This is a genomic window from Luteibacter sp. KNZ12-1A (assembly GCF_056755675.1).
This window is the reverse complement of the sequence record NZ_JBPGXU010000025.1, coordinates 1-25,000: the sequence shown is the minus strand read 5'-3', so window position 1 is coordinate 25,000 and position 25,000 is coordinate 1. Positions and strand designations below refer to the sequence as shown.

At 65.8% G+C, this 25,000-nt stretch carries 28 protein-coding genes; 14 read left to right on the top strand and 14 right to left on the bottom strand.

Translation table 11 applies throughout. The features are described 5' to 3' along the window. Positions 1-9 precede the first annotated feature (9 nt). Positions 10-177 (top strand): hypothetical protein, encoded by a 168-nt coding sequence (locus ACR9ZJ_RS07805; protein ID WP_481280232.1) that lies wholly within the window; start codon positions 10-12, stop codon positions 175-177. Here the strand turns inward: ACR9ZJ_RS07805 and ACR9ZJ_RS07800 are convergent. From ACR9ZJ_RS07800 to ACR9ZJ_RS07785, 4 genes are all read right to left on the bottom strand, one after another. Beyond that, positions 144-1,373, bottom strand: coding sequence for a histidine-type phosphatase (locus ACR9ZJ_RS07800; RefSeq protein ID WP_481287426.1), 1,230 nt, complete (start codon positions 1,371-1,373; stop codon positions 144-146). The two genes, ACR9ZJ_RS07805 and ACR9ZJ_RS07800, sit on opposite strands and share 34 nt — an antisense overlap. Next, positions 1,370-3,844 (bottom strand): TonB-dependent receptor, encoded by a 2,475-nt coding sequence (locus ACR9ZJ_RS07795; RefSeq protein ID WP_481287425.1) that lies wholly within the window; start codon positions 3,842-3,844, stop codon positions 1,370-1,372. The genes ACR9ZJ_RS07800 and ACR9ZJ_RS07795 overlap by 4 nt, the downstream gene beginning before the upstream one ends. A gap of 82 nt (positions 3,845-3,926) precedes the next feature. Continuing rightward, on the bottom strand, positions 3,927-5,012 hold the full coding sequence (locus ACR9ZJ_RS07790; protein ID WP_481287424.1) for a FecR family protein: 1,086 nt from the start codon (positions 5,010-5,012) through the stop codon (positions 3,927-3,929). Next, positions 5,005-5,523 carry an RNA polymerase sigma factor gene (locus tag ACR9ZJ_RS07785; protein ID WP_481287423.1) on the bottom strand — a complete coding sequence of 173 codons (519 nt, stop codon included), beginning with the start codon at positions 5,521-5,523 and terminating at the stop codon, positions 5,005-5,007. Before ACR9ZJ_RS07785 ends, ACR9ZJ_RS07790 begins: the two co-directional genes overlap by 8 nt. 139 nt (positions 5,524-5,662) lie before the next feature. On the opposite strand from ACR9ZJ_RS07785, the gene comJ reads away from it, so the two are divergent. After that, positions 5,663-6,124: a competence protein ComJ gene (comJ, locus tag ACR9ZJ_RS07780; RefSeq protein WP_481287422.1), complete on the top strand. Its 462-nt coding sequence runs from the start codon at positions 5,663-5,665 to the stop codon at positions 6,122-6,124. Between the two features lie 106 nt (positions 6,125-6,230). Here the strand turns inward: comJ and ACR9ZJ_RS07775 are convergent, their stop codons facing one another. From ACR9ZJ_RS07775 to ACR9ZJ_RS07750, 6 genes are all read right to left on the bottom strand, one after another. Next, positions 6,231-7,526 carry a carbohydrate-binding protein gene (locus ACR9ZJ_RS07775; RefSeq protein ID WP_481287421.1) on the bottom strand — a complete coding sequence of 432 codons (1,296 nt, stop codon included), beginning with the start codon at positions 7,524-7,526 and terminating at the stop codon, positions 6,231-6,233. 313 nt (positions 7,527-7,839) lie between these two features. Further along, positions 7,840-8,562: a 3-keto-disaccharide hydrolase gene (locus ACR9ZJ_RS07770; protein WP_481287420.1), complete on the bottom strand. Its 723-nt coding sequence runs from the start codon at positions 8,560-8,562 to the stop codon at positions 7,840-7,842. A 100-nt stretch (positions 8,563-8,662) separates the two neighbouring features. After that, positions 8,663-9,481: a CHAD domain-containing protein gene (locus ACR9ZJ_RS07765; protein ID WP_481287419.1), complete on the bottom strand. Its 819-nt coding sequence runs from the start codon at positions 9,479-9,481 to the stop codon at positions 8,663-8,665. A 33-nt stretch (positions 9,482-9,514) separates the two neighbouring features. Then, positions 9,515-9,886: a 2-hydroxyacyl-CoA dehydratase gene (locus tag ACR9ZJ_RS07760; RefSeq protein WP_481287418.1), complete on the bottom strand. Its 372-nt coding sequence runs from the start codon at positions 9,884-9,886 to the stop codon at positions 9,515-9,517. 235 nt (positions 9,887-10,121) lie between these two features. Beyond that, on the bottom strand, positions 10,122-10,853 hold the full coding sequence (locus ACR9ZJ_RS07755) for a 2OG-Fe dioxygenase family protein (protein ID WP_481287417.1): 732 nt from the start codon (positions 10,851-10,853) through the stop codon (positions 10,122-10,124). Between the two features lie 70 nt (positions 10,854-10,923). Continuing rightward, complete coding sequence (locus ACR9ZJ_RS07750) at positions 10,924-11,343, bottom strand: low affinity iron permease family protein (protein WP_481287440.1); 420 nt, start codon at positions 11,341-11,343, stop codon at positions 10,924-10,926. A gap of 106 nt (positions 11,344-11,449) precedes the next feature. Between ACR9ZJ_RS07750 and ACR9ZJ_RS07745 the strand changes: the two genes are divergently transcribed. Beyond that, positions 11,450-11,947: a DUF421 domain-containing protein gene (locus ACR9ZJ_RS07745; RefSeq protein WP_481280244.1), complete on the top strand. Its 498-nt coding sequence runs from the start codon at positions 11,450-11,452 to the stop codon at positions 11,945-11,947. Positions 11,948-12,002: 55 nt separating this feature from the next. Here the strand turns inward: ACR9ZJ_RS07745 and ACR9ZJ_RS07740 are convergent, their stop codons facing one another. Continuing rightward, entirely contained in the window at positions 12,003-13,736 is a 1,734-nt protein-coding gene (locus ACR9ZJ_RS07740; protein ID WP_481287439.1) for a L,D-transpeptidase family protein, read from the bottom strand. 141 nt (positions 13,737-13,877) lie between these two features. On the opposite strand from ACR9ZJ_RS07740, the gene ACR9ZJ_RS07735 reads away from it, so the two are divergent. Next, a complete protein-coding gene (locus tag ACR9ZJ_RS07735) occupies positions 13,878-14,600 on the top strand; it encodes a murein L,D-transpeptidase catalytic domain family protein (protein WP_481287416.1) in 723 nt (240 codons plus the stop codon). A 53-nt stretch (positions 14,601-14,653) separates the two neighbouring features. Beyond that, positions 14,654-14,989: a hypothetical protein gene (locus ACR9ZJ_RS07730; RefSeq protein ID WP_481287415.1), complete on the top strand. Its 336-nt coding sequence runs from the start codon at positions 14,654-14,656 to the stop codon at positions 14,987-14,989. Between the two features lie 4 nt (positions 14,990-14,993). Here the strand turns inward: ACR9ZJ_RS07730 and ACR9ZJ_RS07725 are convergent, their stop codons facing one another. Next, positions 14,994-15,383, bottom strand: coding sequence for a hypothetical protein (locus tag ACR9ZJ_RS07725; protein WP_481280247.1), 390 nt, complete (start codon positions 15,381-15,383; stop codon positions 14,994-14,996). 119 nt (positions 15,384-15,502) lie between these two features. Here ACR9ZJ_RS07725 and ACR9ZJ_RS07720 point away from each other — a divergent pair, with 119 nt between their 5' ends. The 6 genes from ACR9ZJ_RS07720 (at position 15,503) to ACR9ZJ_RS07695 (ending at position 19,953) form a co-directional block, all read left to right on the top strand. Continuing rightward, positions 15,503-15,907, top strand: a complete 405-nt coding sequence (locus ACR9ZJ_RS07720) for a hypothetical protein (RefSeq protein WP_481280248.1) — start codon at positions 15,503-15,505, stop codon at positions 15,905-15,907. Between the two features lie 33 nt (positions 15,908-15,940). After that, positions 15,941-16,180 (top strand): hypothetical protein, encoded by a 240-nt coding sequence (locus ACR9ZJ_RS07715; RefSeq protein ID WP_481280249.1) that lies wholly within the window; start codon positions 15,941-15,943, stop codon positions 16,178-16,180. A gap of 88 nt (positions 16,181-16,268) precedes the next feature. Further along, complete coding sequence (locus tag ACR9ZJ_RS07710; protein WP_481287414.1) at positions 16,269-18,686, top strand: DEAD/DEAH box helicase; 2,418 nt, start codon at positions 16,269-16,271, stop codon at positions 18,684-18,686. Continuing rightward, positions 18,683-19,573, top strand: a complete 891-nt coding sequence (locus tag ACR9ZJ_RS07705) for a ribonuclease H-like domain-containing protein (RefSeq protein WP_481287413.1) — start codon at positions 18,683-18,685, stop codon at positions 19,571-19,573. Before ACR9ZJ_RS07710 ends, ACR9ZJ_RS07705 begins: the two co-directional genes overlap by 4 nt. Before the next feature lie 47 nt (positions 19,574-19,620). After that, positions 19,621-19,779, top strand: a complete 159-nt coding sequence (locus tag ACR9ZJ_RS07700; RefSeq protein WP_371021924.1) for a hypothetical protein — start codon at positions 19,621-19,623, stop codon at positions 19,777-19,779. A gap of 18 nt (positions 19,780-19,797) precedes the next feature. Then, positions 19,798-19,953 (top strand): hypothetical protein, encoded by a 156-nt coding sequence (locus ACR9ZJ_RS07695; protein ID WP_481287412.1) that lies wholly within the window; start codon positions 19,798-19,800, stop codon positions 19,951-19,953. A gap of 212 nt (positions 19,954-20,165) precedes the next feature. Here ACR9ZJ_RS07695 and ACR9ZJ_RS07690 read toward each other — a convergent pair whose 3' ends face one another. Beyond that, a complete protein-coding gene (locus tag ACR9ZJ_RS07690) occupies positions 20,166-20,750 on the bottom strand; it encodes an FMN-dependent NADH-azoreductase (RefSeq protein ID WP_481280253.1) in 585 nt (194 codons plus the stop codon). Between the two features lie 124 nt (positions 20,751-20,874). On the opposite strand from ACR9ZJ_RS07690, the gene ACR9ZJ_RS07685 reads away from it, so the two are divergent. Genes ACR9ZJ_RS07685 through ACR9ZJ_RS07675 form a run of 3 tightly spaced genes read left to right on the top strand, consistent with a single transcriptional unit; the run spans position 20,875 to position 23,849 of the window. After that, a complete protein-coding gene (locus ACR9ZJ_RS07685; protein WP_481287411.1) occupies positions 20,875-21,903 on the top strand; it encodes a LysR substrate-binding domain-containing protein in 1,029 nt (342 codons plus the stop codon). A gap of 9 nt (positions 21,904-21,912) precedes the next feature. After that, positions 21,913-23,058, top strand: coding sequence for a pyridoxal phosphate-dependent aminotransferase (locus tag ACR9ZJ_RS07680; protein ID WP_481280255.1), 1,146 nt, complete (start codon positions 21,913-21,915; stop codon positions 23,056-23,058). Beyond that, on the top strand, positions 23,046-23,849 hold the full coding sequence (locus ACR9ZJ_RS07675; RefSeq protein WP_481287410.1) for an amidohydrolase: 804 nt from the start codon (positions 23,046-23,048) through the stop codon (positions 23,847-23,849). Before ACR9ZJ_RS07680 ends, ACR9ZJ_RS07675 begins: the two co-directional genes overlap by 13 nt. 173 nt (positions 23,850-24,022) lie before the next feature. Here ACR9ZJ_RS07675 and ACR9ZJ_RS07670 read toward each other — a convergent pair. Next, positions 24,023-25,000: C13 family peptidase (locus tag ACR9ZJ_RS07670; RefSeq protein WP_481287409.1), on the bottom strand; the 978-nt coding region annotated here is incomplete at its 5' end.

Here is a 25,000-nt window from a genome sequence, read left to right as displayed (position 1 = left end):
GAAAAACCCATGAAACACACGTTGGTGCTCGTGCTCCTGGCCCTGGCCGCGGCAAGTTCCTATGTCACCGGGAGTATCGCCGGCATCATGGTCCTCGTAGGCCTTGGCGTGCTGTTCGAGTTGGCCTTCTGGTCCAAGCTCGTTCACAGGCGCCGTGGGAAAGCGCGTCCCGTCTGAATCATCGGCGGGAGGGCGGCGTCGACGCGCGTGGTGTCGACGCCGCGGCCGACGATCGCGCGAAACTCTTCCACCGTGCATTCGCCGATGACGTGGCATCCCACGACATGCACAGGCAGTGCCTTCATGTCGTCGAAGCGGTTGGTTCGCAGCTGGTCCATGTCCGGCATGAGGCTGCGTATGCGGATCGTGTCGTGGCCTTCGTGGGCCACCAGTGACAGGACGATGGCACCCCCCGGTGGGTAATCGTCCGGGCGTTTCGGATCATGCCAGTCCAGGCCCAGTATTCCTGCGACGTTGGCGAGGTTGGTGTCGTGGCCGACCAGCAGCACGACGCCGCGTTTCGATGCCATGAGCGGCTCGACGGAAGACGTCTCGCCGAGCGCGGCGTCGAACGTCGCGGCGATGTGCGCCACGAGGTTCGAGCCAGCGCGGGCAGCGGCCGGCATGGCTTTCTTCGTTGCCTCGAACTGAGCGTTGTGCAAGGTGATCAGGCGGCCCAGCAGCACGCCGTCGCCGCGACCGAAGGCGATGGCGTTCATCGGCATGCCTTCCGCATAGGCGAGCATCAGGTTTTCGCTGAGTGTTCCGGCGAGCTTCATCGCCTTGCCCGTATCGACGGGAAGGAGATGCTTGCCGGTGCGTTTCGCGGTTTCCGCGCACGAAGAGCCGGCGCAATCCAATAGCAGTGACTGCAGCTCGGCCAGCGCCACGGGTGGCTGGATCGCCGCCGCCGTGCCGTCGTCATCGTCGTCATTCTTGCTGAAGTGGAACAGGGGATTGTTCGTATCGCCCTCCGTGGCGAGGTATCCGATGTCGCAGCCAGGTGCCAGCCCGTCGAGCAGGGCGGCACTGCTGTCGCGGTTGCGGGGTGTGCTGTCCCCGACGACCACGAGCGACGATGGCGTCGGGCAGCCCTTGCCCAGGGCACCATCGGCGACGAGTCGACGGTGCAGCTGTTCGCCGATGGCCCGCATGCCCTCGCGGCCATGCGCCGTGAGCTGGCCCGGTGCCACCGGCCATTCGGGCCACGCGGCGTTGGCATAGTCGGCATAGGTCGCCGACGGTTTCGTGGGCGAGCGCACGCCGTGGCGCATCAGCACGATCTCCAGCCTGACGCCGTCGCCGGAGGCCGTGGCGACCGTCGATGCCAGGCAGGCCAGGGCGAGAAGAACGAGCCTCGGCGCGACTCTCACAGCTTCACCGACAGGTCGAGGAAGATGCCACGGCCGGGCAGGCCGAAGTACAGCGGAGCACCACTGACCGACTGGGTTCCCGCATACCCGGTGAACTTGTGCACGTTGAAGAGGTTGTTCACGTCCACGCTCACCGAGAAACCCTTCGTGCCCGCCGGGCCCTTGTCGGTACGATAACCCGCGGCGGCGTCGACGGTCAGGTAGCCTGCGATACGCCGGTCGTTGTGGAAGACCAGGTCGCCGTCGTCGTCCGTGGTGTTGTCCACCCCGTACTGGTGGCCGAGGAACTTGCCCATCAGCGAGCCGAAATAGCCGTTGCTTCCGCTGTAGAGCAGGCCCAGCGCCGCGGTGACCTTTGGAGTGCCCGCGACCTGCACGCTGCTGTCCTTGTAGGTGGCCTTGTTGTAGCTCGCATTGCCATACACGCTCACCGTGGGGGTGAGCGCCCAGGTCGCCTCCACCTCGGCACCCTTGTAGATGGCGCCGCCTCCGTTGACGAAGGTGTCCTCGTTGCCGTTGTCGGTGGCGATTTCGGTCTGCGAGATGTAGTTCGAGAAATCGATGTAGTAGATGTCCGCGCCAAAGGTCAGTTCGCGCGAGGCGTAGGCCGTGCCGAGCTGGTAGTTGCGCGTGGTTTCCGGCGAGAGACCGCGCGATCCGTTCACCTGGATCACGTCGATCGGCGGAGCGAGGAAGCCCTTGGCGGCCTGTGCATAGGCACTCCACGAATCGCCGAGGCGGTCGTGGATACTGATGGAGGGCAGGGTGGCGTGGTAGGTCGCTTCCGCGGTCAGCGGCACCGGTGGCGAAACCTTGTTCAGCGGCGCGTCGATGCTGTGTGTCACTTCCGAATAACGGATGCCGGGGCTCACCGTGATGCTGTCGGTCGGCTTCCAGTCGTATTGCACATAGGGTTGCACGGTATCGGTGCGATCGGACAGCACGTAGTTTTCGACGGGGCCGTACTTCGTGCCGGTTTTCGCGCCCGTGGTCAGGTCCACGGGATACTGGTAACGCGCGTCGATGCTGCGTTCCAGCCAGGCGCCGGTGAGCAGGGTGCCCGGCCCGAGGTCGTGGCCCAGCCGGAGGACGTTGCCGAACGCGTGGAAGCCGGAATCGGACAGCTTGCCCGGCAGGTCCGTGGCTGCCTTGGACACCTTCTTGCCCTTTGCGTCATAGAAGGTGACTCCGTTGTCGGCAGGATCGATGTCGGTGGCGTCGGCGGCTTTCCGCGCCCAATGGTCGAAGGTGTTGTAGTAGACCTTGTCGTCGACATCCCAGCCACCGACCTGGCTGGTCAGGCCCAGGTAGGTGAAGCTCGAATAGTAGGCCGCGTTGTTCGCGCCCTTGTAGTTCTGTACGGCCGGATCGTCGCCGAGGCCGAAGCGCCAGCCGAACCGGTCGATCTCGTCCTTGGTGGCGCCTTGCACGGTGTTCTGGTGTTCGCGGTTGTAGCTGGTGACGAACGTAAGCGCGGTGACATCGCTCAACGGGCTGATGGTCTTCACGAACGCGTGTTCGCGCTTGTCTTCGGTTCCCTTGAGGTAGGTGTCGCTGGACTCCTTGGAGATATCCGCGAAGACACGCGTGTTGCCGATCGATTCGTCGGCGGCGACACCGCCCGCCCGCGTGTTCCAGCTGCCCAGCGTCAGATAGGGCGTGATGCCAGGCTCGTCCGAGGGATCGCGCGATCGCAGGGCGATCGTGCCGCCGAAGGTGGCGTTGCCGATGGTGCTGCCGCCACCGGGGCCACGGTCGATCTCGGCCTGGCCCAGCACGTGGTTGTTGAAATAGGCCGAGGTCGTATGGTGCAGGTCGCTCGCGTCGCCGAAGGGGATGCCGTCGAAGGTGATGTTGAACTGGCCGTCCTGGAATCCGCGCAGGCTGATGCCTTCGTTCTTGCCCAGGCCGGGCCCTTCGGGAGAGGTCACCGTGATGCTCGGCGCATACTTGATGATGTCGTCGAAGTTGGCGTTGAAGCGCAGGCCATCCCGGATGAAGCGTTCGTCGATCACCGAGGTGGGCTGGGTGGCGTCCAGCGGCGCGGCGCTCGGTGCCAGCGTGTCGACCGCATTGGCGTGGACACTGATGGGGGCGAGGTTCTTCGCTTCGTCACGGGTGTCGATGGGTGGGATAGCGTCGTTGGCCGGGGAGATGCCGGCCCGGGCGTTTCCCGGCACGATCTTCACGGTGGTGGGGGTGACGAACCGATAGGTCATGTGGGTACCCCGCAGCAGGGCGACCAGTTGCTGCTCCGCCGGAACGCCGCCGGGCGCGGCACCGCTGCGCATCGTGTCCGATACGCTGGCGTCGTAGACCACCTGCCATCCCGATTCCTGCGCGAACCGGTCGAGCGCCTGTGCCAGTGGCATCGACGCGATGGGCGTCGTGGCGGGGACTTCCGCGAAGGCGGACGACACGGGCGGACCGGCAAGGGCCAGGGCGATACAGAACGCGAGCGAACGACGCATGGAGGAGCTTCCTTCGATGGGATACACCTTCAAAGAGTCCGCTCGCACCCCATCGGGTACCGCTCTTTCGATGAATTTTTTCTTACAGCCGATGGCTGCCACGGGCCGAAGTGAAGCGAATGCGGTTCGGCTCGCGCACCACGCGAACGTTGGGCAGGCTGCCCAGGTAGCTCACGAAGGCTTCCGGGTCGCGCGCATGGAACACGCCACTGATGTGTTTCTCCGCGAGCACGGGATCGTCCACGGACAACGGCGTCGCGATGTACGCGTTGAAACGGCGTGCCACGTCGGCGACGCGGCTGTCGTGGAAGCGAATTTCGGTGGGAAGCCACATGGCCGCCGTGATCACGTCGGCCTTGCCGCGGCCGACCAGTCGTCCATCCGCCGACACCCGCGCGGTTTCACCGCCACCGATCTCGGCGATGCGCTCGGGCGGCCAGCCGCGGCCGGTGAGGCGACGCCGGGCGCGGTCCAGCCAGGGTGCCGGCACGTGGGAGATCGCCACGCGGCCGCTGATCACCGATACCTCGATATCGTCGGAGCGGCGGCTGACGTTGAACACCGTGCCGACGTCCTCGATGCGTTGGCCGCCGGCCTCCACCTCCAGGGGGCGGGTGGCATCCCGGCCGACGTCGAACGATGCGTCGCCGGACACCAGTTCGATGCGGCGCGAGCGGTCGTCGAAACGGACATCCACGATGCTGCCCGGGGAGAGCTGGATCCGCGTGTCGTCGGCCAGCGTGACGGTCCGGATGCCATCTTCCGCGGCGGCGTAACGAACGCCGGGCGGTTCCGTCGATGGTCGCCCCAGAAACCACCCCATGGCTGCCAGCAAGAGGACCGACGCGGCGGCGACCCAGCGGCGGGGCCGTCGCGGTCGCGGTTGCCTTGCCGAAACCTCCCGTGGTCCCGTTTCCTGGTCGCGCCTCAGCGGGACCACGCTCGGCTCGGTCGCGGCCAGCGCCCGAAGTTCGTCCAGCGACGCGCCATCCATCGCCGCGACCGCGCGCATGTCACCGTGCAACTGGGCGATCGCCAGGTACTCGGCCACGTGTTGTGGCGAGCGGCGCAACCATGCGAGGAACTGCTCCCGGGCTTGCGCGCCGGGGTTCTCGCGCATGTCGAGGTACCAGCCAGCCGCTTCCTCGGTGATGCGCCGGTCATTCATAACGCTGCAATCCTTGCCGGCACGCGGCCAGTCCCTTGACGATGTATTTCTTCACCATGTTCGGCGAGATCGACAAGCGTTCGCCGATCTCGCGATACGAAAGCTCGTCGCGATAGTGCAGCACCAGCACGGCACGGCATTTCGGCGACAGGCGATCGATCAAGGTGGCCAGTCGCTGCCGGCGCAGCTGGCGATCGATGTCCGCCCCCGCGTCGCAGGGAGTGGCCAGCCGCTCCATGACTTCCTCTAGTCCTTCGCTGCCGACCGAGGCCCGCTGGCGCATCTGCGCATGCTCCTTCACCAGGTTGGCGGCTACGGTGAACAGGTAGGCTTCCGGGTTGCGAACCGCGCCCGTGTCGCCCTGGCCAGACCGGAGCAGGCGCAGGTAAACCTCCTGCACGAGGTCCTGCGCGTCCCAGCGATGGGCCACGCGGCGAAGGAAGTAGTTGGCGAGCGACGGGCCCTTGTCCACGAGGAGGCGCGCCCAGCTCTGCGGCGTCTCGATCGACACGGTGGCTCCAGGTTCGTCAGGCGAGCCTAGGATCGTTGTATGGCAATCGTGTTACCCGCCGGCCGGTTTCCGACACTCGCAAATAATCACGGGTATCATCTCACGGGTATCATCGGAATCGCTTTCGTCAGGAGGACACATGGACAGGACGCTCATCGACGTACGGCTGACCCGGCGGCAGGTCGTCGTCTGCTGGGCGGCGATGGATTCGCCCTTCAGCGCCTGGAGCGAACGACAGATCGCCCAGGGTTTCGCGTGGCGTCCCGGCTCGGCTTCGTTCCGTCTTCACCAGGAAGACGGCCCCCACCAGATCCAGGTGACGCGGGTCCGGGGATGCCAGCTCGTGGCGGCCGATGCGGTCCGCGTGATCGAGCTGCTCTTCCTCCTGCCGACGGTCAGCGGCATCGAGGTGGGCGGGGTGGGCGACACGAGGATGATCGCCTGGCTGCCAGGAAGTTACCTGCTGCGCGCGACCTTCTTCGATTCACCGCGCATGGAACTGACTTTCCTTGCGGATGCCGAGCCCCGTTTCGCCATCCCCGTCGCCGATCCGGCCATCACGCGGCGGACGGATTTCGATCTTGCGGCGGTCGCAGCCTGAAGGCGGTCGATGCGGCCACCCATCGCCGACAGGGTCGGCTCCCACCGGCATGGCGTCCTGCTTTCGCACGGTCGCGAAGCCCATGGGCTTCGCGACCGTGCGGCCGTCACTTGCCGAGGTTGCTCAGGAAACGCCTCGTGTATTGCAACACGCTGGTGCTGGGCACGGAGTTGCAGGTGGGCGAGGCGAACCCGCCCGAGCAAGGATTGTCGCGGTCGAGCGACCAGAAGTGCAGGCCGGCCAGCTTGTTCGCGACGGCATAGTTGGTGACCGTGTCGATATCGGCGACGGTGAAGGTCTCGCTCGAAACGTCGTTCACGCCGATCATCGGGGTGATCTCGATCTTGCTCAGCGGGATGCCGTAAGTATGTTGCAGGTTGGTCACCGCCTGGATCGCCGATTGACCCATGTCGCAGCTGCCGTTCTTCACCACGCATATGCCTGGACCGGCGGAGCCGTAATCCATGGTCATGAGGTTGATGGTGTAGTTCTTGAGACCCGAGGCTTTCACGGCGCGTACCACCGCGTCGCCGGTGGCATTCACGCCGCCGTAGCTGCCATCGGAGGCAGCCAGCGTGGCGAGGGTGAAGGAGAAGCGCAGGTTCGGGTAGAGGCTTTCGGCGTAGACGGCGTTGCTGACCAGGGCGTTGAGCTGTGCCGGGGTTTGTCCGCTTTCGATGTCGAAGTCGACGCCGACCATGTGCGAGGTCATGTACGTGGAGAGGAACTTCGCCATGCCCGTCGCGCTTCCGCACGTGAACACGCCCGCCTGACCACCGGTCGATACGACATAGTTCACGCCCGCGCTGTTCAGGCGCGCGATGTTGGCGTTGGCGAAGGCCGCGGCGGGCACGCCACCCCAGTTCTCGCTTCCGCATTCCCCGGTGGCGAAGGCCAGTGTGATCGCGCCGAGGTTCGGCACCTGGGTGGAGACGAGGCTGCCGCTGCCCACGACCGGCAGGCGCGTGCCGGTCACCATCGTCGACATGATGTTGGTGTTCCAGTCGAGGTTGATGGTGATGTCCTTGTAGGGACTGAAGAGCAGTTGGCCGCTGGTCGGGGGCGGATTGTCCGGTGGCGGGTTATCGGGCGGTGGCGTATCGCCGCCGGTACACGAGCCCTGCGAGGTCCACGGTTGTCCCGATCCGCTGCCACCGTTGTTGGTGGCGGGGTCGTTGCCTTGCGTCCACCAGTTGGCGATGTAGTTGGTGCCGTTCTCGCTGGCCGTATTGCCGGCGGTATAGACCGTCGTCGCGCTCCACGCGGCGGCGCAGGCGCCGGCCGCATGGGCCTGTCGCACAGGCACCACCGAGGAGAGGGCGATGGCGATGGCCACGCCCAGCGTGCCCGAACACCCACCGATAACCGCACGAGACCGCACACCGGATGTCTTCATGAACATGGAGCGCCTCCTGATCGAGAGTAGTTTTGATTCCCCTGACTGCGTCCCCTGCGCTGAACAACCACGACGAAACGCGGGTCCGGTTTAGTCCTGAATGACAACGTTGTCTATTTGCAATGCGGCGAAGTGTGACGGCCGGCGTGAAGCGCGTTTAACGAACCGATGGCGCAGTGCGGCGGATATCCGGCCACATGCGGCGATAATTCGGGCGCTGGAGGGCGGAGGCACCTGATGCGGTGCGTCAGGTGCCTCCGGGGTTCATGACCTGTCCGATGTCCTCGAATGACAACGAAGGTCAAGTTCCGACAAGGGATCAGTCCAATGCCTTGATCCGGATGTTCCGGTAGGCGATCCGGATCGGCTCGATGCCCTTGTCTTCGCCGCCTTGCAGGGAAATGCGGCCCTTGTGGAAGCGGGCGAAATCGGGCATCCGGGAAAACTTCGTCTTCGCGACGAGGGCGTTCCACTCGGGGGTCCATAGCGTCGTGTCGACGGTCTTGTGCCCGTTCTGGAAGAACTGGACGTGGCCGTGGTCGACGATGATCTCCACCGCGTTCCAGTTGCCGTGCTCCTTGACGTTCTCGATGTCGGAAGAGATGAGATCGAACAGGTCGCCCGATCGTTCGTACAGCGTGTAGCTGTCCGGCTTGGTGCAGACCAGGTCCGCAATCTGCATCTCAGGGCCGGTTTCCCAGGTCTCGTGATATTTCGGCGACTCCTGCACGTTGAACATGATGCCGGCGTCGGCGCACGGCGTCATCGTCCATTCGAGCTTGAGGTCGAAGTTCTCGTATTCCTTGTCGGTGACGAGGTCGGCGAAATCGCGTGCGGGTGCCTTCAGGTCGCGTTGGAGCTGGATGGTGCCGTCGACGACGCTCCAATCCTTGCCGACGCCTTTCTGTCCGAACGAATGCCATCCGGCAAGCGTCTTGCCGTCGAACAGCGAGGTCCAGCCCTGGTCCTTTTCCGCGGCATGCACGGGCAGGATGGCGAGGCAGCAGGCCATCGCGATGATCTTCGAACGATTGCGAATCATGGGAAGCTCCGGGGAATGGGAGGGCGAGCGTAACGCACCCGGCAAGCGGTGCCGTGCGCCGGGGTATGGACGTCTGGACTTCCATGGATCGGTGGGTCGCTCAGCCGATCTTTCGGTGGTTCGCCAGTTCCCGGCGGATCTGCTCCAGTAAAGGAGCGATGGCTTGCGGCTCGCGCAACGAACGCAGCGTCGTGCGCAGCGCACGGAGATCCTGCTTCGCGCCGAGGGCATCGGAGAGCTTCGACATGGCATGGGCCGCGGTCTTGCTCTGGTGCGCATGGTGGTGCGACGACTTGCCGGTCGTCTTCAACGCCTTGCGCCAGGTGTCCAGTTGCATGCGCAGGCGTCGCGCACGCCGGCGCCAGCGATGCAGGTTGGCCGGTGACGGGTCGCGGGATGCGCGCTTGTGCGCCTTGGCGACGCGCCGCTCCGAACGGGCGATCGCTCGTTCGACGGTGTTGCGATCCACTTCTTTCCACGGCAGGGCTTCGATCACGCCCGCGAGATCACGCAGTTCACGGCGCCGCTTGAGGAAGCGCGGGTCCTTGGTCAGGGCGGCGGCGAGGCGCCCTTCGCTCCGATGTTCCAGGGCCTCGATGGCATGTCGCCACTCGGGAGAGGGTGCGGGACCTGCGATCGTGCGAGCCATGTTGAGCGCCACGTAGGCGTCCCGCAGTGGCGACAATCCGGTGGCGAGGTGGCCGAGGGTCGCCTCGATCGACGGTAGTGACGCGGCGAACGGCTCCGCCGCGAGGGTGAGCAGGCTCTTCAGGCGGCGGATGGCCTTTCGCGCCTCATGGACGCCGCGATGGCGCCGTTTCGTATCCGCCAGGGCGCGCATGGCCGCGCGGCACTCCCTGATCGCGAAGGAAGCGAGGGCGTCGGCGATGGTCGGCGGCGCGGTCCGGGGCATGCGCATTAGATAGCATCATCGAGGGCTTCGCGCCTTCGATCAGCCAGCGGCGTCGGTGTCACCCGGGCCGGCATCCGCATCGAGCGCCTTGCGCCGCCGCCGTGGCTTCGGTTCGCTGGCGGCGATCAGGGCTTGCAGGTAGGCGACGCCTTCCTCCTGGGGGAACCAGGACACCACGTCGGCGACCGTGAGGCCGTGGCGCAGGCGCAGGGCTTCGAACTCCGCACGGGCACCGGCCAGGGGATCGACCTTGGGCGGGCGCCCGCGGCGCTTCGGGGCGGCCGGTTCGGGAGCCGCCGCCTTGGAAGGCACGGGATCGGCCGCAGGGGGCTTGCTTGCCGAGGCCTGGCGGTCGAGAGCGGCAAGTTCCTCCTGGAACTGCTTGAAGTCGTATTTGCCGGACGAGTTCATCGTGCTGCTTGGCGCTGGAGGAATGCCTATTGTGGCACGGTCGTCCGTTCCCGGCTTGAGATTGCCGGCCAAATCATCGTGACGATTGTGTGACCAACACAACGCAAGTAGCCGTCGAGCAAGGCAACGTCGGACTTATCCACATGGTTATGCAAGTGCTTTCCACAGCGCCTGTGGATATCAGGAGGGGGCCCACCGCGGCGCCGGTGGCGACGTCCCCGGTGTGGGTGGCCGGTCAGGCGGCGCGGAAGGTCACGACCAGCACATCGCGATGCGACGCCTTCGTCGGGTCCAGAGGCATGACCGGCGTCACCCCGTGGAACACCCTCGGATCGTGGATCAGCGCGGCGTCGAACGGTTGGGCCAGGGTGAATTCGCCCAGCGCGCGTCCATCGGGGGCATGGATGGTGGTGGTCCCGCTGGCGATGTTCTCCCGGTCCACCAGTAGCACCAGCACATAGTCGACGCCATCGCGATGGCTGCCTTCCGGGGTGGGCTCGCCCGCCATGCCGGCCGTCGCCTCGATCCGGAACTGGTGCACCTCGACATGCCATTGACCTATCCCGGGAGACAGTCCACTGAAGAAGTCGCGGCAGAAGTCGAGGATCGCGCTCATCGTGGCGCCGGTGGCGATCTCGGGAAGGACAGGCTCGAACCAGCGCGCGATATCGCCCTGGAGACTGTTGTAGGCGAGGGTCTGGAAATGTGGCTGGTGCGGCTTCGGCTCCACATGGCCGAAGCGGGAGGCGGCGAAGGTTGCGTGGCGGCGGCGTCGAAAACGCCCCGTGGCGGCCAGGTAGGTGTCCGGCTCGAGCGCGTTCCAGCTGGCGACGAAAGCCTCCCAATCGCTCAGCGGCGCCAGTTGTTCGACCAGGGAGCGCATGTGCGGACCATGCACGAAGGCGAAACCCTCGTCCCGGACCTGGTCGTGGAGGGTCGTTTCGCTGACTTCGAGGGGCGCGTTCATGACTTGCAGTATACGGCGGCGCCCCATCCCCGCACTGCGGCAAACGGCCCCGGCAGGCGTGCATGGGCGATCAGGGGGCTTCGTGCTCCGGATCGCCGTCATGCCCCTGGGCCCTGCGCGCCTCGGCCGCGCGACGTGTGTAGTGGGCACGGATCTTGTCGAGGGTGGCTTCGTCCAGTTCCTCCAGGTCGAGCAAGGCGGGGTTGGCTCCGTTCAAGGCATTGATCAACTCGTCGAGCTTGATCTGCATCGCGGCCGTGTCACGGTTCTGGGTGTTCTGGATCAGGAACACCATGAGGAAGGTGACGATCGTGGTGCCGGTGTTGATCACCAGCTGCCAGGTGTCGTTGAAGCCGAAGACCGGGCCGGTGGCGGCCCAGATCACCACGATGGCCACCGCCGCGGCGAACGTGGCCGGCTTCCCCGACGCCTTCGCCACGGCCATCGCCATGCGGGTGAAGAAACTCTGGTCGTTGCTGTCGCTTGCCATGCCCACGTCTCCCGATTTCACTTCGTCCATGCGGCCGAACGGCCACAACGTGCGCAGGGTGTTTCGTTGCCCGTGAAGCATGGGCGAAGAGTCGAGGAGCGTTGCGATGAACGAATGGTTCGAACTCTCGGAACCGTGGTGGCACTTCGCCGCCCGTGGCGTCCTGACCTATGTGGGCTTGTTGATCCTGATGCGGTTGTCGGGCAAGCGAAGCTTCGGCGAGATGTCCGCCTTCGACGTGCTGGTGCTCGTGCTCGTCGGCGGAACCCTGCGCACGGCGATAGTCGGCGAAGACCACAGCTACCTCGGTGCCTTCATCGGCGTGGCCAGCATCCTGCTGGCCAACAAGGGGCTTGCCTGGTTGTGTACGCGCATGCCTCGCTTCAATCGCCTCGTGGAGGGCTTGCCCGCCGAACTCGTGCGCAATGGCCGCCGCGATCCCGCGGAGATGCGGCGGCAGAATCTTCCCGAGGCCGCGTTCAATCGTGCCTTGCATGCGGCGGGCATGGAGGACGAAAGCTCGGTGGTCATCGGCCGATTGGAACCGAACGGGAAGATCACCTTGGTCCGCGATATGGGCGAACAGGCATTGCGCGAGCGATAGCCCGAGGCCGGCATCCACGCTGCCGGCGTTGGCCGGGCCGACCGGTGGCCGCGGCTCAGGGAGTACGAAGGGGCTGCGGCTTGTCCAGGGCGGCCAGCAGCGAACCATCGCGCTGGTACACGTCCGGCTTGTACGCGAGCTTCCCGTCGTCCGCGATGTCGACGGTCCAGTAAGCGAGCAGGACCGGTACCGCCGTGGGTAACGTCACGTTCTGCGTCTTCTTCGTCGCGATGCGCTCGTCGATCGCCTGGCGATTCCATTTCTGCGCGTCGTTGAACAACAGCTCGACCAGTTCGAGCGGGTGCTCGACGCGAATGCAGCCCGAACTCGTATCGCGCTTGGCCTTCTCGAACAGTTCCTGGTGCGGTGTGTCGTGCAGGTAGACGGCGAACGAATTGGGGAAGCGGATGACCACCTGCCCGAGCGAATTCCCGGGCCCGGCGTCCTGGCGCAACGTGATTCCCCGCGGGTTGGCCCAGTTCACCTTCGACGGGGATAACGTATTCCCGCCGCTGTCGAGCACCCGGATGCGATTGTTGGCGAGGTAGGCGGGATTCTTGCGGATCTTCGGCAAGACATCGTTCTTGAGGATCGTGGGCGGGATCGTCCAGGTCGGGTTGAAGGTGACGTAGGTGATTTGCGAGCGGAAGATCGGTGTACTGCGGTAGGGCTTGCCGACCTGGACGCGCGATTTCCACACCGGATTGCCGTCGCGGTAGTAGGTCACCTTGTAGCCCGCCACGTCGACAACGACGAAGGTGCCTTGCAGGGAATGCAGCAACCAGCGCGCCCGTTCGAGGTTGGCCCGGACCTGGCCGATGCGGTCCTGGACGGACACGTTCAGCGCGGCGATCGTTTCACCGCCCACATTGCCATCGGCGTCCAGGTACTGGTCGGCCTGGAAGCGCCTGACCGCGTCCTTCAGCGGATTGTCGAAGCGGTCGCCTTCGGCGAGCGTCGGGTCGAGGTAACCACCCGCGACCATGCGTGCCCGCAACGCGACGACGCGGGCATCCGTCATCCCGGGTTTCAGGACCGGGCCCTCCGGTACGTGGGGCCAGCCGCCCTCCGCGGCCGTGGCGCGAAGCTGGGCGAGCGCGTCGCGCAGCTTCGCGTAAAGCGGGTTTTGCGGCCGGGCCGTGGCGAAGGCCTGGTCGATGCTGCGTTCGTCGATCGAGGTCTGCAGCAGGGTCATGCCTTCCTGCGGGTCGATCGCGGCGGGGTCGAAGTTCCAGGTCGGGTCCAACCGCACCGGGTCCACCTTTCCACGGGCCAGTTGGACCAGCGCCGTGATGTAGGCACCCGTCGCCTCCACCTCGAACTCGGCCCGCCGCTGGGGCGATGCGTTCATCCAGTCCGCCGCCTCCACCGTGGCTTTCAGCTGGGAGAATCGGTAATCCTCGGGCAGCAGGCCGTCGCCTTCCGTCGAAGCCAGCCCCGCCAGCAGTTGCCGCACGTTCGTCTCGTCCGCCCAGGCGGCGGTGTAGTGGCGTTGCGCGTAGAAGTCCGCCACCGCCTTTCCGAGCGCCGCGTCCTGGCGAGGCAGGGGACCGCCATCCAGCGGCGTCATCTGCTGCAAACGAGCGTAAATGGCCTGCGCGAGCGGGTCGTCGGCGGGCGGCGGCTGGGGCGGGGGTACGCTGGCGGCCGATGCCGGCTCCGCGGCCACGATCGGTGGCGGGGAAGCCGCGGACGAGGGCGGCGAAGGGAGGTCCTGGCCCCAGGCCCAGGCGGGGAGGGCGCTCCACAGCGCCATCAGGATGCGGCGGCGTAATGTCCTGGCGTCCATGGTCACTTCGATGCTTCCTTTGGTCGAACCCTTGATCACCCTACGCTTTCACCTATCTGAATGGCAAAGAAGTGACGGTGTTGTGGTCAATAAATGATCAGCACGTTAGGATGCCCCGTCGTAACCCCTCTGGCTGGCCGCATGATTCGATCGTTCCGAACGCTCCTCGCGTCCGCGCCGCTGCTTGGCGCCCTGTTCTTCCTCCCCGCCCAGGCCCATGCCGCCGATTCGCTCGGCGAGGCCCTGTCGCGCCTGGCTCCCGCCGCCGACCCGAAGGTCATCGGGCTCGCCGTCCAGGCCGCGGAGTGCGCGCAGACACAGGGCGGCCAGCCTGCCGACCGCCTCGCGGTGATCGACTACTCGAAGCCATCGTCGCAGCCGCGCCTGTGGGTGTTCGACACGGTCAACCGCAAGCTGTTGTTCCAGGAACTGGTGGCGCACGGCAAGAACAGCGGCGACGCGAACGCCACGAAATTCTCCAACGCGCCGGACAGCCTCGCCTCCAGCCTGGGGCTGTTCCGCACGTCGGATACGTATACCGGCAAGAATGGTTATTCGCTTCGCATGAGTGGGCTGGAGCCGGGCGTGAACGACCAGGCGATGGCGCGCGCCATCGTGATCCACGGTGCCGCCTACGTGAACGAGGCGATGGCGAAGGTAGCCGGCCGCATCGGCCGTAGCTGGGGTTGCCCGGCCGTACGCACGGCCATCGCGCACAAGCTGATCGATGCCCTGAAGGGTGGCCAGATGGTGTTCTCGTACTATCCGGACAAGCGCTGGCTGGCCTCGTCGAACTACCTCAAGTGCACCAACGGCCAGCTGGCGAAAGCCGAGGCGAACGTCGTCGCACGCGCGGGTACCTGATCGCGGCCGCCCCGTCGCGCTAGAATTCCCGGACCCTTACCGTGGAATCCAGCATGAAACACGTTCTTGCGATCGCCGCCTGCACCGTCCTCGCCGGCTGCGCCACCAGTGGCATGACCGATACCCTGCCCAAGCTCAGCAGCAAGACGGGCAAGAGCGTCACGGCTTATGTGCAATGCGTGGAGCCGAAGTGGCAGGCCCTCGCCAAGGGTGCCAAGGGCGACGCGAAGGAAGACAAGGGCCGCGTGACCGCCAATGACGACGGCAAGCACGAGCGTCTCGACGTCACCGCCAACGGTGCTGGCGCCCAGGTGGTGATGTACGAAATCCAGAAGGGCAAGGGCGACTACGACAGCCGCTTCCGCGACGAAGCCATTTCCTGCCTCTGACGGCTCAGGCGCGCGGGCGGGATTCCCTCGCGCGTTCCACGGCGTCGAGTAGCTGGGCGCGGTCGAAGGGCTTCTCGAGGAACACCGCGGATAGCGGGAATGGCTCCAGGTCCTGCGGCAACCGGCTGGATACGACCACGATCGCGGTATTCGGCCGTTCGCGGATCAGCGCCTGCAGCAGACCGGAGGCCCTGCGCTCCCCGGGGGTGTCGGCATGGATCACCATGAGGGCCAGTTCCGGTAGTTCCTGAAAGGCGCGCTTGGCGTCGCGGTATGTGACGGTCGCACGCGCCGCGTAGCCAGCGTCGGCAAGGACGAGGGCGACGGTCTCCGCCACCATGTGGGCGCGGTCGAAGACGAGGGCGGTGGGCGTACTGGCGTGCTGGACGGTCATCGCGAAAGTCTAGCGCCGAACCGGATGTCTTGGCAGATGGCGCAGGGGCGGAGTGATTTTCACGTAATCTAGACATTGTGAAACGAATGCTGCCTTCATCATTCATGGAGTGTTCCCCGATGCGCCACATCGCTCTTTCCGCCCTGGTCCTGCTTGCCGGCTGCGCCACGCAGAACGAACGCCACGTCGGCATCCACGACGTTCCGTCCAGTACGGTGTTCGGCTACCAGGATCCCAGCGGCGGCGACGCCACCCTGAACATCGTCCGCGAGCAGGGCCTGTGGGGTGCCGGTTGCTCCACGGCCATCTATGTCGACGACAAAGTGGTGGCCGACATGGAAATCGGCGAGCAACTCGTCCTCCACGTTCCCTCGGGCACGCGCAAACTCGGCATGCTCCCGCACGGCGCTTGTGCGGCGGAGCGGGTCGAAGCCGATGCCAGCGTGGGCCAGGGCGAGACGAAGACCTTCACCATTCCCGCCAGTGGGGAAGGGCTGGACATGCGGGCGCCACCGAAAGCCTGAGTTTTTCTCCATCCGACCAAGGGAGTCGTACTCGTGCATCGACGTATCGTTGGCCGGTATTCCGTGGAAGTCCGCACGTTGAAGGCGGCGGTGGGCCGCTGGAAGGCGGCCTATATCGTCGAGCCGGTCGCGCATGCGGGTCCGAGCGACTTCGTGATGATCACGCTGCTGGACGAATTCGTGGAAGAACGTCTCGCGGTGGATGCCGCCATGGAGCGTGGGATCAAGCACGCCGACTGGCTGGAGGGTGCGCGACGGGCCTACTCGCGATGACGTGACCGCGGCGGCTCCTCACGCGTCTCAGCCTATGAGACCGTGACACGGGATAACGGGCACCCCCCCCTTGTGCCCGGTAGTTCTCATGGCCGCCTATCTGCAAGCCCTGCGCACCGACGAGGCCGACTCGGTCCTCGCCACCCGCCACGACGGCCGCACGCTCGCACACCGCTTGACCGAAAAATACGGCGACCGGGTCTGTTCCGCCTTCACGGTCTTCGGCCGGGAAGGCAGTTTCGTGCCCTTGCCGGAAGATCTCCCGGCCGGCCTGGCACAGGCTTTGAGCGCCCGCGGCATCGATCGCCTCTACAGCCACCAGCAGGAAGCCTGGGACGCCGCGCGCGCGGGCAGGCACGTGCTGGTCGCCACGCCGACGGCCTCGGGCAAGACGCTTTGCTACACGATGCCGGTGCTGGCCTCGGTGCTGGAAACAGGTGCCAAGGCGCTCTATCTGTTTCCCACCAAGGCGCTGGCGCAAGACCAGGTGGCCGAATTGCTCGACATCAACCGCGCCGGCGGCCTCGGCGTGAAGGCGTTCACCTTCGACGGCGATACACCGGGCGATGCGCGCCAGGCCATCCGCCTGCATGGCGATGTCGTCGTCAGCAACCCGGACATGCTGCATCAGGCCATCCTTCCACACCACACCAAGTGGGCGCAGTTCTTCGAGAACCTGCGCTACGTGGTGATCGACGAGATACACACCTATCGCGGCGTGTTCGGTTCGCACCTGGCCAACGTGCTGCGCCGGCTCAAGCGCATCTGCGCCTTCTATGGGGTGCGCCCGCAATTCGTGCTGTGCTCGGCCACGATCGGCAACGCCACGGAGCATGCCCGGGCGCTGATCGAGGATGACGTGGCCACCATCGCCCGCAGCGGCGCACCCACTGGCGACAAGCACGTGCTGATGTGGAATCCCCAGGTGGTCAATCCCGACCTCGGCCTGCGCGCCTCGGCCCGTTCGCAAACCAACCTCATCGCGCGCGTCACCATCAAGGCGAAGATGAAGACCCTGGTGTTCGCCCAGTCGCGGCTGATGGTCGAGGTGCTCACCAAGTACCTGAAGGACGTGTTCGACCACGACACGCGCAAGCCGGCGCGGATACGCGCTTATCGTGGCGGTTACCTGCCGACCGAGCGGCGCGAGGTCGAGCGCGAGATGCGAGCGGGCAACGTGGACGGCATCGTTTCCACCTCGGCGCTGGAGTTGGGTGTCGACATCGGCAGCCTCGATGCCGTGGTGTTGAACGGTTATCCCGGATCGATCGCGGCCACGTGGCAGCGTTTCGGCCGGGCGGGGCGCCGGCAGCAACCGTCGCTCGGCGTGCTGGTCGCCACCAGTGCACCGCTCGACCAGTACCTGATGCGACACCCCGCCTTCCTTACCGAGGCCAGCCCGGAGCATGCGAGGATCCAGCCCGACCAGCCGTTGATCCTGCTCGACCACATCCGCTGCGCGGCATTCGAACTCCCCTTCGTCACCGGCGACGCCTTCGGCCCGGACGACGCCGAGCCGTACCTGCAGGTGCTGGCGGAATCCGAGGTGCTGCACAACGAGGGCGATCGCTGGGAATGGATCGCCGACAGCTATCCGGCCAACGCGGTGAGCCTGCGCTCGGTCGCCGACGGCAACTTCGTGGTGGTGGACCGCACGGAAGGCAGGCAGGCGATCATCGCGGAAGTGGACTACTCGGCTGCGGCGCTGACGCTTTACGAGGGTGCGATCCACATGATCCAGTCGGTGCCTTACCAGGTGGAAAAGCTCGACTGGGAAGGGCGCAAGGCCTATTGCACGCGCACCAGCGTCGACTATTACACCGACGCCATCGACTACACCAAGCTCAAGGAGCTGGAATGTTTCGACGGTTGCAAGTCGGGCGACGGAAGCGCGCGACACGGTGAAGTCCATGTCGTGCGCCGGGTGTCCGGGTACAAGAAGATCCGCTATTACACGCACGAGAACATCGGCTACGGGCCGGTCAACCTGCCGGACCAGGAACTCCATTCCACCGCCGTGTGGTGGCAGTTGCCGCAGACGGTGCTCGACGAAGCGTTTCGTTCGCGGCAGCACGCCATCGATGGCTTCCTCGGCGCGGCATATGCCGTGCACACCGCGGCCGTCGTCGCGGTGATGGCCGAGCCGCGCGACTTGCAGAAGGCGGTCGGCTCCGGTGACGGCGTCTGGTCCGCCCAGGTGGATGCCACCGGGCGTGGACAGGTTCGCGCGCCGGACGGTGGTCTCGCATCGCCGGACACGCTGGAGCGCTTCCTGCCGACGGTTTATCTGTACGACAACTTCCCCGGCGGCGTCGGGCTCAGCGAACCCCTGTTCCGCCGCGCATCGGAATTGCTGCGGCACGCCTTGGCGACGGTCGAAGGTTGTGACTGCAAGGCGGGTTGCCCGGCATGCGTGGGACCCGTGCTCGCCGCCGACGAGGGGCGCGAGGAAACGCCGCGGGCGTTGGCGGCGCGCGTGCTGCGGCTGTTGGGTGCCGGTGCATGAGCGACCTGGCGTCGAAGCTGGCCATCCTGCGCCGGCAAGCTGGAATCGCCGCTCCGCAGGAATCGCCGACACGGTCGGCGAAGGGTGCTCGCGACACACCCACCAGCACCCCCGACCTCGCCACGCTCCGCCGCATGGCCGGCGTCCGCGAGCGCCTCGCCCAGCCGCGCGTGCCCCTGCGTGCGCACACACGTGATGTACCCGGCGATGAACTCTCGCCAGGCCTGCGCTACCTCGAACAGCGTTTCGCCTGGGCGGAGCCTCCAGCGGAACTCGACCTCTCGTTCGCGAAGCTGGCCACGGCCCGCCGCGAGCAGTTCCTCCACTTCGACACCGAAACCACGGGCCTGGCCGGCGGCACCGGCACGCGCGCCTTCATGATCGGTGCCGCGGATTGGCATGACGGCGCGTTGCGCGTCCGCCAGTTGTACATCACGGCGATGGCGGCCGAGGCCGCCATGCTGCGGGAATTCGCACGGTGGATCGAACCGGAGACGGTCCTGGTCAGCTACAACGGCAAGTCGTACGACGCGCCGTTGCTGGCCACGCGTTACCGGCTTGCACGAATGCCGAACCCGTTGCTTGGCCGCATGCACGTCGACCTGCTGCATCCCATGCGCCGCCGCTACCGGCAGGCCTGGGAGAACTGCAAGATGCAGACGGCCGAGCGCAAGTTGTTGCACATCGTGCGTGAGGACGATCTGCCCGGGTCGGAGGCGCCGCGCGCCTGGCTCACCTACCTGCGTGGAGGTTCGTCGGCCAACCTGATCCGCGTGGCGGAACACAATCTCCAGGACGTCCGCAGCCTGAGCGGCCTGCTGGTGGAGGCGCATGGCTGGGCCGCCGTGGATGGGGCTGCCGTTTCGCCGTCCGGTTACGAAAAATAGACGCTGGTCCGCGCAGGCTCGTCGAGGCAACGTTGAGGAGTCGACGCATGAACGAAGCCAGCAAACCCTGTGATCACGTGGGCTGCAACTGCCAGGTGCCGGTATCGAGGGACTATTGCAGCGAAAGCTGCCGCATGGCCGCCGAGAGCCAGAACGTGGGTGGCGCCTGTGAATGCGGCCATGCCGCCTGCCAGCAACGGCCTTGAGTGGAAAGAGGAATCCAGATGACCAACGACGGCAAGCAACAGACGCCCGGCTATCGGGAAGACAATCCGAAGCCCTCGCACGGCACGCCCAAGATTCCTGGCGAAGGGCATCCGCGGGAACACCAGAACATGCCCAAGGACAAACCGGGAAAACAGAATTCCCCGTCGTCCTGAGGAAAAGAAGGGCCGCGCTTGCGCGGCTCTTCTTTTTTGGTTCTTCGCGTATTTCCGGGGTTCGCCTGGTGCGGGCTCGGCTTCGCCCTCGCATTCGTTGTGTGCGTGGCGGGGGAGCTGCCGGGCGCCACATGCCGCGCCCGCGTGAGGGAGGACAGACGTAACGGCTTCGCCAGCCGCGCTTTCCGGATTTCCGTGAAGAACCTTTTTTATCAGGCCGCCTTGCGCAGGAGGCTGCCGATGCCGGCGACGGCGCCGCCGATGGCCTGGTTCTTGTGGTCGTCGCCCATCGCCATGCCCTCGGCGCGAACGAACTCGATGTCGGTGATGCCGAGGAAGCCGAAGACCGCACGCAGGTACGGCTCCTGGAAGTCCATGGCCGCCGCCGGGGTGCCCGCTGTATAGATGCCGCCACGCGACGAGGCGACGATCACCCGCTTCCCGCCCGCCAGCCCTTCAGGGCCTGCCGAGGTGTAGCGGAAGGTCTTGCCGGCGACGGCGATCCGGTCGATCCAGGCCTTGAGTGTGCTGCTGATGCCGAAGTTGTACATCGGCGCACCGACGACCACGACGTCGGCGGCCAGGAATTCCTCCATCACCTTTTCCGCTTCGGCGGCATTCGGGTCGTTCTCGCCTGCCGGCAGCGCCCAGGGGGCGAGGGGGGCGGCATGCAGGTCACGGTAGGTGACCTCGATACCGGGATGGTTGCGGACGAATTCGGCCACGACGGCGGCCGTCAGGCCGCGCGACACGGAATGGGCACCCAGTGCGCTGGCATCGATATGCAGGAGTTTCATGGACGAATCCTCAGTGATTGGCCGCCTGAGCGGCATGCGAAGAACGATACGCCGCAGACAATCCACGGATAAGCCGGCTTGGAGTAGACTCATTGTTTCTTAGGCGAAACGACGGGAGCCTCCGATGGAAGGCGCGCTGCAGGACCTCAACGATCTGTACTTTTTCGCCTCGGTGGTGGAACACGGCGGCTTTTCGGCGGCCGGGCGCGCCCTGGGCATCCCTAAATCCCGCCTCAGCAAGCGGATCGCCCAACTGGAAGACCGTCTCGGCGTGCGCTTGCTCCAGCGCACCACGCGGCGCTTCGTGGTCACCGAGATCGGCGAACGGTTCTACCAGCACTGCCGGGCCGTGCTCGAAGAGGCGCGCGCGGCACAGGATGCCGTGGACGAGTTGCGCACGGAGCCGCGTGGCGTGGTCAGGGTCAGCTGCCCCATCTCGCTCGCGCAGAACGTGGTCGGCCCCATGTTGCCGGCCTTCCTGCTCGAACTCCCGAAGGTGCAGGTGCGCCTGACCGCCACCAACCGGCGCGTGGACGTCATTGGCGAGGGTTACGACGTCGCCATTCGTGTCCGCGAGAAGCTGGATACCGACGCGACCTTGGTGTTGCGCAGCATCGGTTATGCGCGAAGCCTGTTGGTGGCGAGCCCCAAGTTCCTCGATTCCAACGGACGACCGAAGACACTGGACGAACTGGCCTTGCTTCCGGCGTTGTCCATGTACGAACACGAGGGAGCCCAGGTCTGGGAACTGGTCGACGCGAACGGGAAGAAGGCGGCGGTGGAGGTGAAGCCGCGCCTGGTGAGCGGCGATTTTTCGGTGCTGATCGCCGCCGCCGTGCAATGTTGCGGCGTGGCGTTGCTTCCCGAGGATTTTTGCGGGCCGTTGCTCGCCAACGGCGATCTCGAATGGGTGTTGCCGGAGTACACGACCGCACAGGGCACGCTGCATTTCGTGTATCCGAGTCGTCGTGGACTGTTGCCTGCCATTCGCAGTTTCGTGGATTTCCTGGCCGAACGCCTGCCGCGGGCCCAGGCCGAATTCCACAAGGATTGCGAGAAAGCCGTCGCGAACCCGGAGCAGGCCGGAGCGATCCGCATGGCGCGCATGGTAGGATCGGCACATCCGACGGCGTTTGGCCGTCCAAACGAGTAAGGGCGTTCGATGCAGCTCGAAACCAAGCTTCCCAAGGTGGGAACCACGATCTTCAGTGTCATGAGCCAGCTGGCCATCGAACACAAAGCGGTCAACCTGGGCCAGGGTTTTCCCGATTTCGAACCGCCGGAATCCTTGCGCGAAGCCATCACGCGGGCCATGGCCGAAGGCAAGAACCAGTACGCGCCGGGCGTGGGCATCGCGAAGCTGCGCGAGCAGATCGCGCTCAAGACCGAACGCCTCTACGGCCACCGGGTGAGCCCGGACACCGAGGTCACGGTGACCTCGGGAGCCACCGAGGCGCTGTTCTCGGCTATCGCGGCCGTGGTCCGCGCGGGAGACGAGGTGATCGTCTTCGACCCCTGCTACGACAGCTACGAGCCGGCGATCGAATTGCAGGGCGCCACCGCCATACACCTGCCGTTGACCTTGCCCGCCTTCGCGATCGACTGGCAGCGCGTGCGCGACGCGGTCACCCCGAAGACGCGGATGATCCTCATCAACTCGCCGCATAACCCTTCGGGCGCCGTGCTCTCCCGCGCCGATCTCGACGAACTGGCCGATATCGTCCGCGACACGTCGATCGTCGTTCTTTCGGACGAGGTATACGAACACATCGTCTTCGACGGGCGGGAACACCAGAGCGTGCTGCGCCACGAGGAACTGGCCGCACGCAGCATCGTCGTCTCCTCGTTCGGCAAGACCTACCACTGCACCGGCTGGAAGGTCGGCTACGCCATCGCGCCGAAGGCGCTCACGGCCGAATTCCGCAAGGTGCACCAGTACCTCACGTTCTGCACCTTCAATCCGGCGCAATGGGCGTTCGCGGAATTCCTCGAATCCACACCCGGGCATTACCTCGAACTGCCGGCTTTCTACCAGGCCAAGCGCGACCGTTTCCGCGACCTGCTGAAGCCGTCGCGCCTGACGCTGCTCGACGTCCCCGGCGGCTACTTCCAGCTCGTCGATTACAGCGCCATCCGTGACGTCGACGACATCAACTTCAGCGAATGGCTGGTCCGGGAGGGTGGCGTGGCCGTCATCCCGCTCAGCCCGTTCTACGAAAACGCACCGGACACGCGGCTGGTCCGCCTGTGCTTCGCCAAGAACGATGCCACCATGGAAGCCGCCGCGGAGCTCCTGTGCAAACTCTGACCGTCTCCCTCGTCCAGGGCGCGACACGCTGGCACGACGCCCCAGGCAATCGCGATTATTACGGTGCGCTCGTGCGCGGTGCCGCCCCCAGCGACCTCATCGTGCTGCCGGAAACCTTCCTGTCGGGTTTCACCAACGACACGTTGGGCAATGCCGAGTCGATGGATGGTCCCAGCGTCGCCTGGATGCGCGCGCTTGCCGGCGAGGTGAACGCCACGATTACCGGCAGCCTGGTGATCCGCGACGGCGATACCGTCTACAACAGGCTGATCTGGGCCTCGCCGGACGGTTCGCTCGCTTATTACGACAAGCGCCATCTTTTCCGCATGGCCGGGGAGCACACACGCTATGGCGGTGGCAACGAACGCCTGATCGTGGAGCTGAAAGGCTGGCGAATCCTGCCGCAGGTCTGCTACGACCTGCGGTTTCCGGTGTGGCTGCGCAACGGCCGCCGTGAATCGTCGGCCGGCGGGATGGATTACGACCTGGCGTTGTTCGTGGCCAACTGGCCGGCGCCGCGCCGGCAGCCCTGGCGCACCTTGCTTCGCGCGCGGGCGATCGAAAACCTGTGCTACGTGATCGGCGTGAATCGCGTCGGTGTCGACGGCAACGACCTGCCATATGCGGGCGATAGCGCGGTGATCGATCCGGTGGGCGAGCCACTGGTGGAGTTGGGCGCGCAGGAGCAGGTGATCACGATGATCCTGGACCCGGCGCCGCTGATGGCGCACCGCGAGCGTTTCCCGGCATGGATGGATGCCGACCGGTTCTCGTTGGATACCTCGGCCTGAAGGGCGTCGCCGCTGAAGCGGCTCCCACATACCGGTTCATGAGAGGCATCCATCCGGGTTCATGAGAGGCGTCGCCGACAGGGTCGGCTCCCATCCAGGGGCATCGCGGTTGAAGCGGCTTCCACTTCGCCCGCTCCGACACCGTGGGAGCCGCTTCAGCGGCGACAGACCGCCTACTTTGCCGCCTTGAACGGCACCGCCGGCCCGATCTTCGCCATCTTGCGCCATGCCGCCAGCTTGTCCTCGATGCCCGCGCCCACGTCGATCTGCGGTTCCGAAGCTTCCAGTGATTCCTTCGCTTCCCACGCGGCGATTTCCGTCCTGGCCTTGCCGAAGGCCTCGATGAAATCGGGCGTGGCATTCAGTCCGTCGGCCAGCCAGGCACGGCCGAAATAGGTGATGTCGGAATCCGCGCCACACCCGAACGAGGTGCGATCGCTCCGCGCCGAAGTCAGCACCAACGTGCCTGCGCCGCGCAGCTTGGGAACGAAGCCACCGGAATAGCAGGCATTCACCACCACGACCTTCCAGCGGAAGGCATGCTTGCCGAGAATCTCGGCCAGGCCCTCGGGATCGAGCTGGTCGAGGGGAATCGGGTCCATGTCGACCAGCAGCGAATGATCGTTGCCGCCGTGCGTGGCCACGTAGAGCAACAAGACGTCCTCGCGCGGGTCCATCACCTTCGCCAGCCCGTCGAGCGCGGCCTCCAGGTTCGTCCAACTCGCCAGGGGGCGCGTGGCGAGGCTTGCCGGATTGTTTTCGAGGACCAGGGTATGTCCGGGGCTGCCGAAACGGTTCGACATCAGCGTGTCGACGTATTCCGCTTCATTGCGGAAGACGTCCTCGGAGCCATCGCCGCCAAAGGCGATGGCGTAGACGTTGGGCTTGCCGCGCGTGCGGGGTGCGAGCTTGCCGATGGCCTTGCGCATGGCATCCGGCTGGGCCGAGAAGACCTGTTCCGGGGTCGGCGCGGTGTCCGGCCAGGCGCTCGCGTCCAGTTCGGTGTCGCCTCCGTCGGAGGCCGATGTCGAGGGGGCCGAATCCGCTGCCGAGGCTGCGGCCGACGATGCGATGGCCGGCGTGGCCGCGGGTCGTGGCGAGGATGCCGCCGCCGCGGCGGGCTCGGGGGGGGGCGGGGCCCGCGCCGCGCC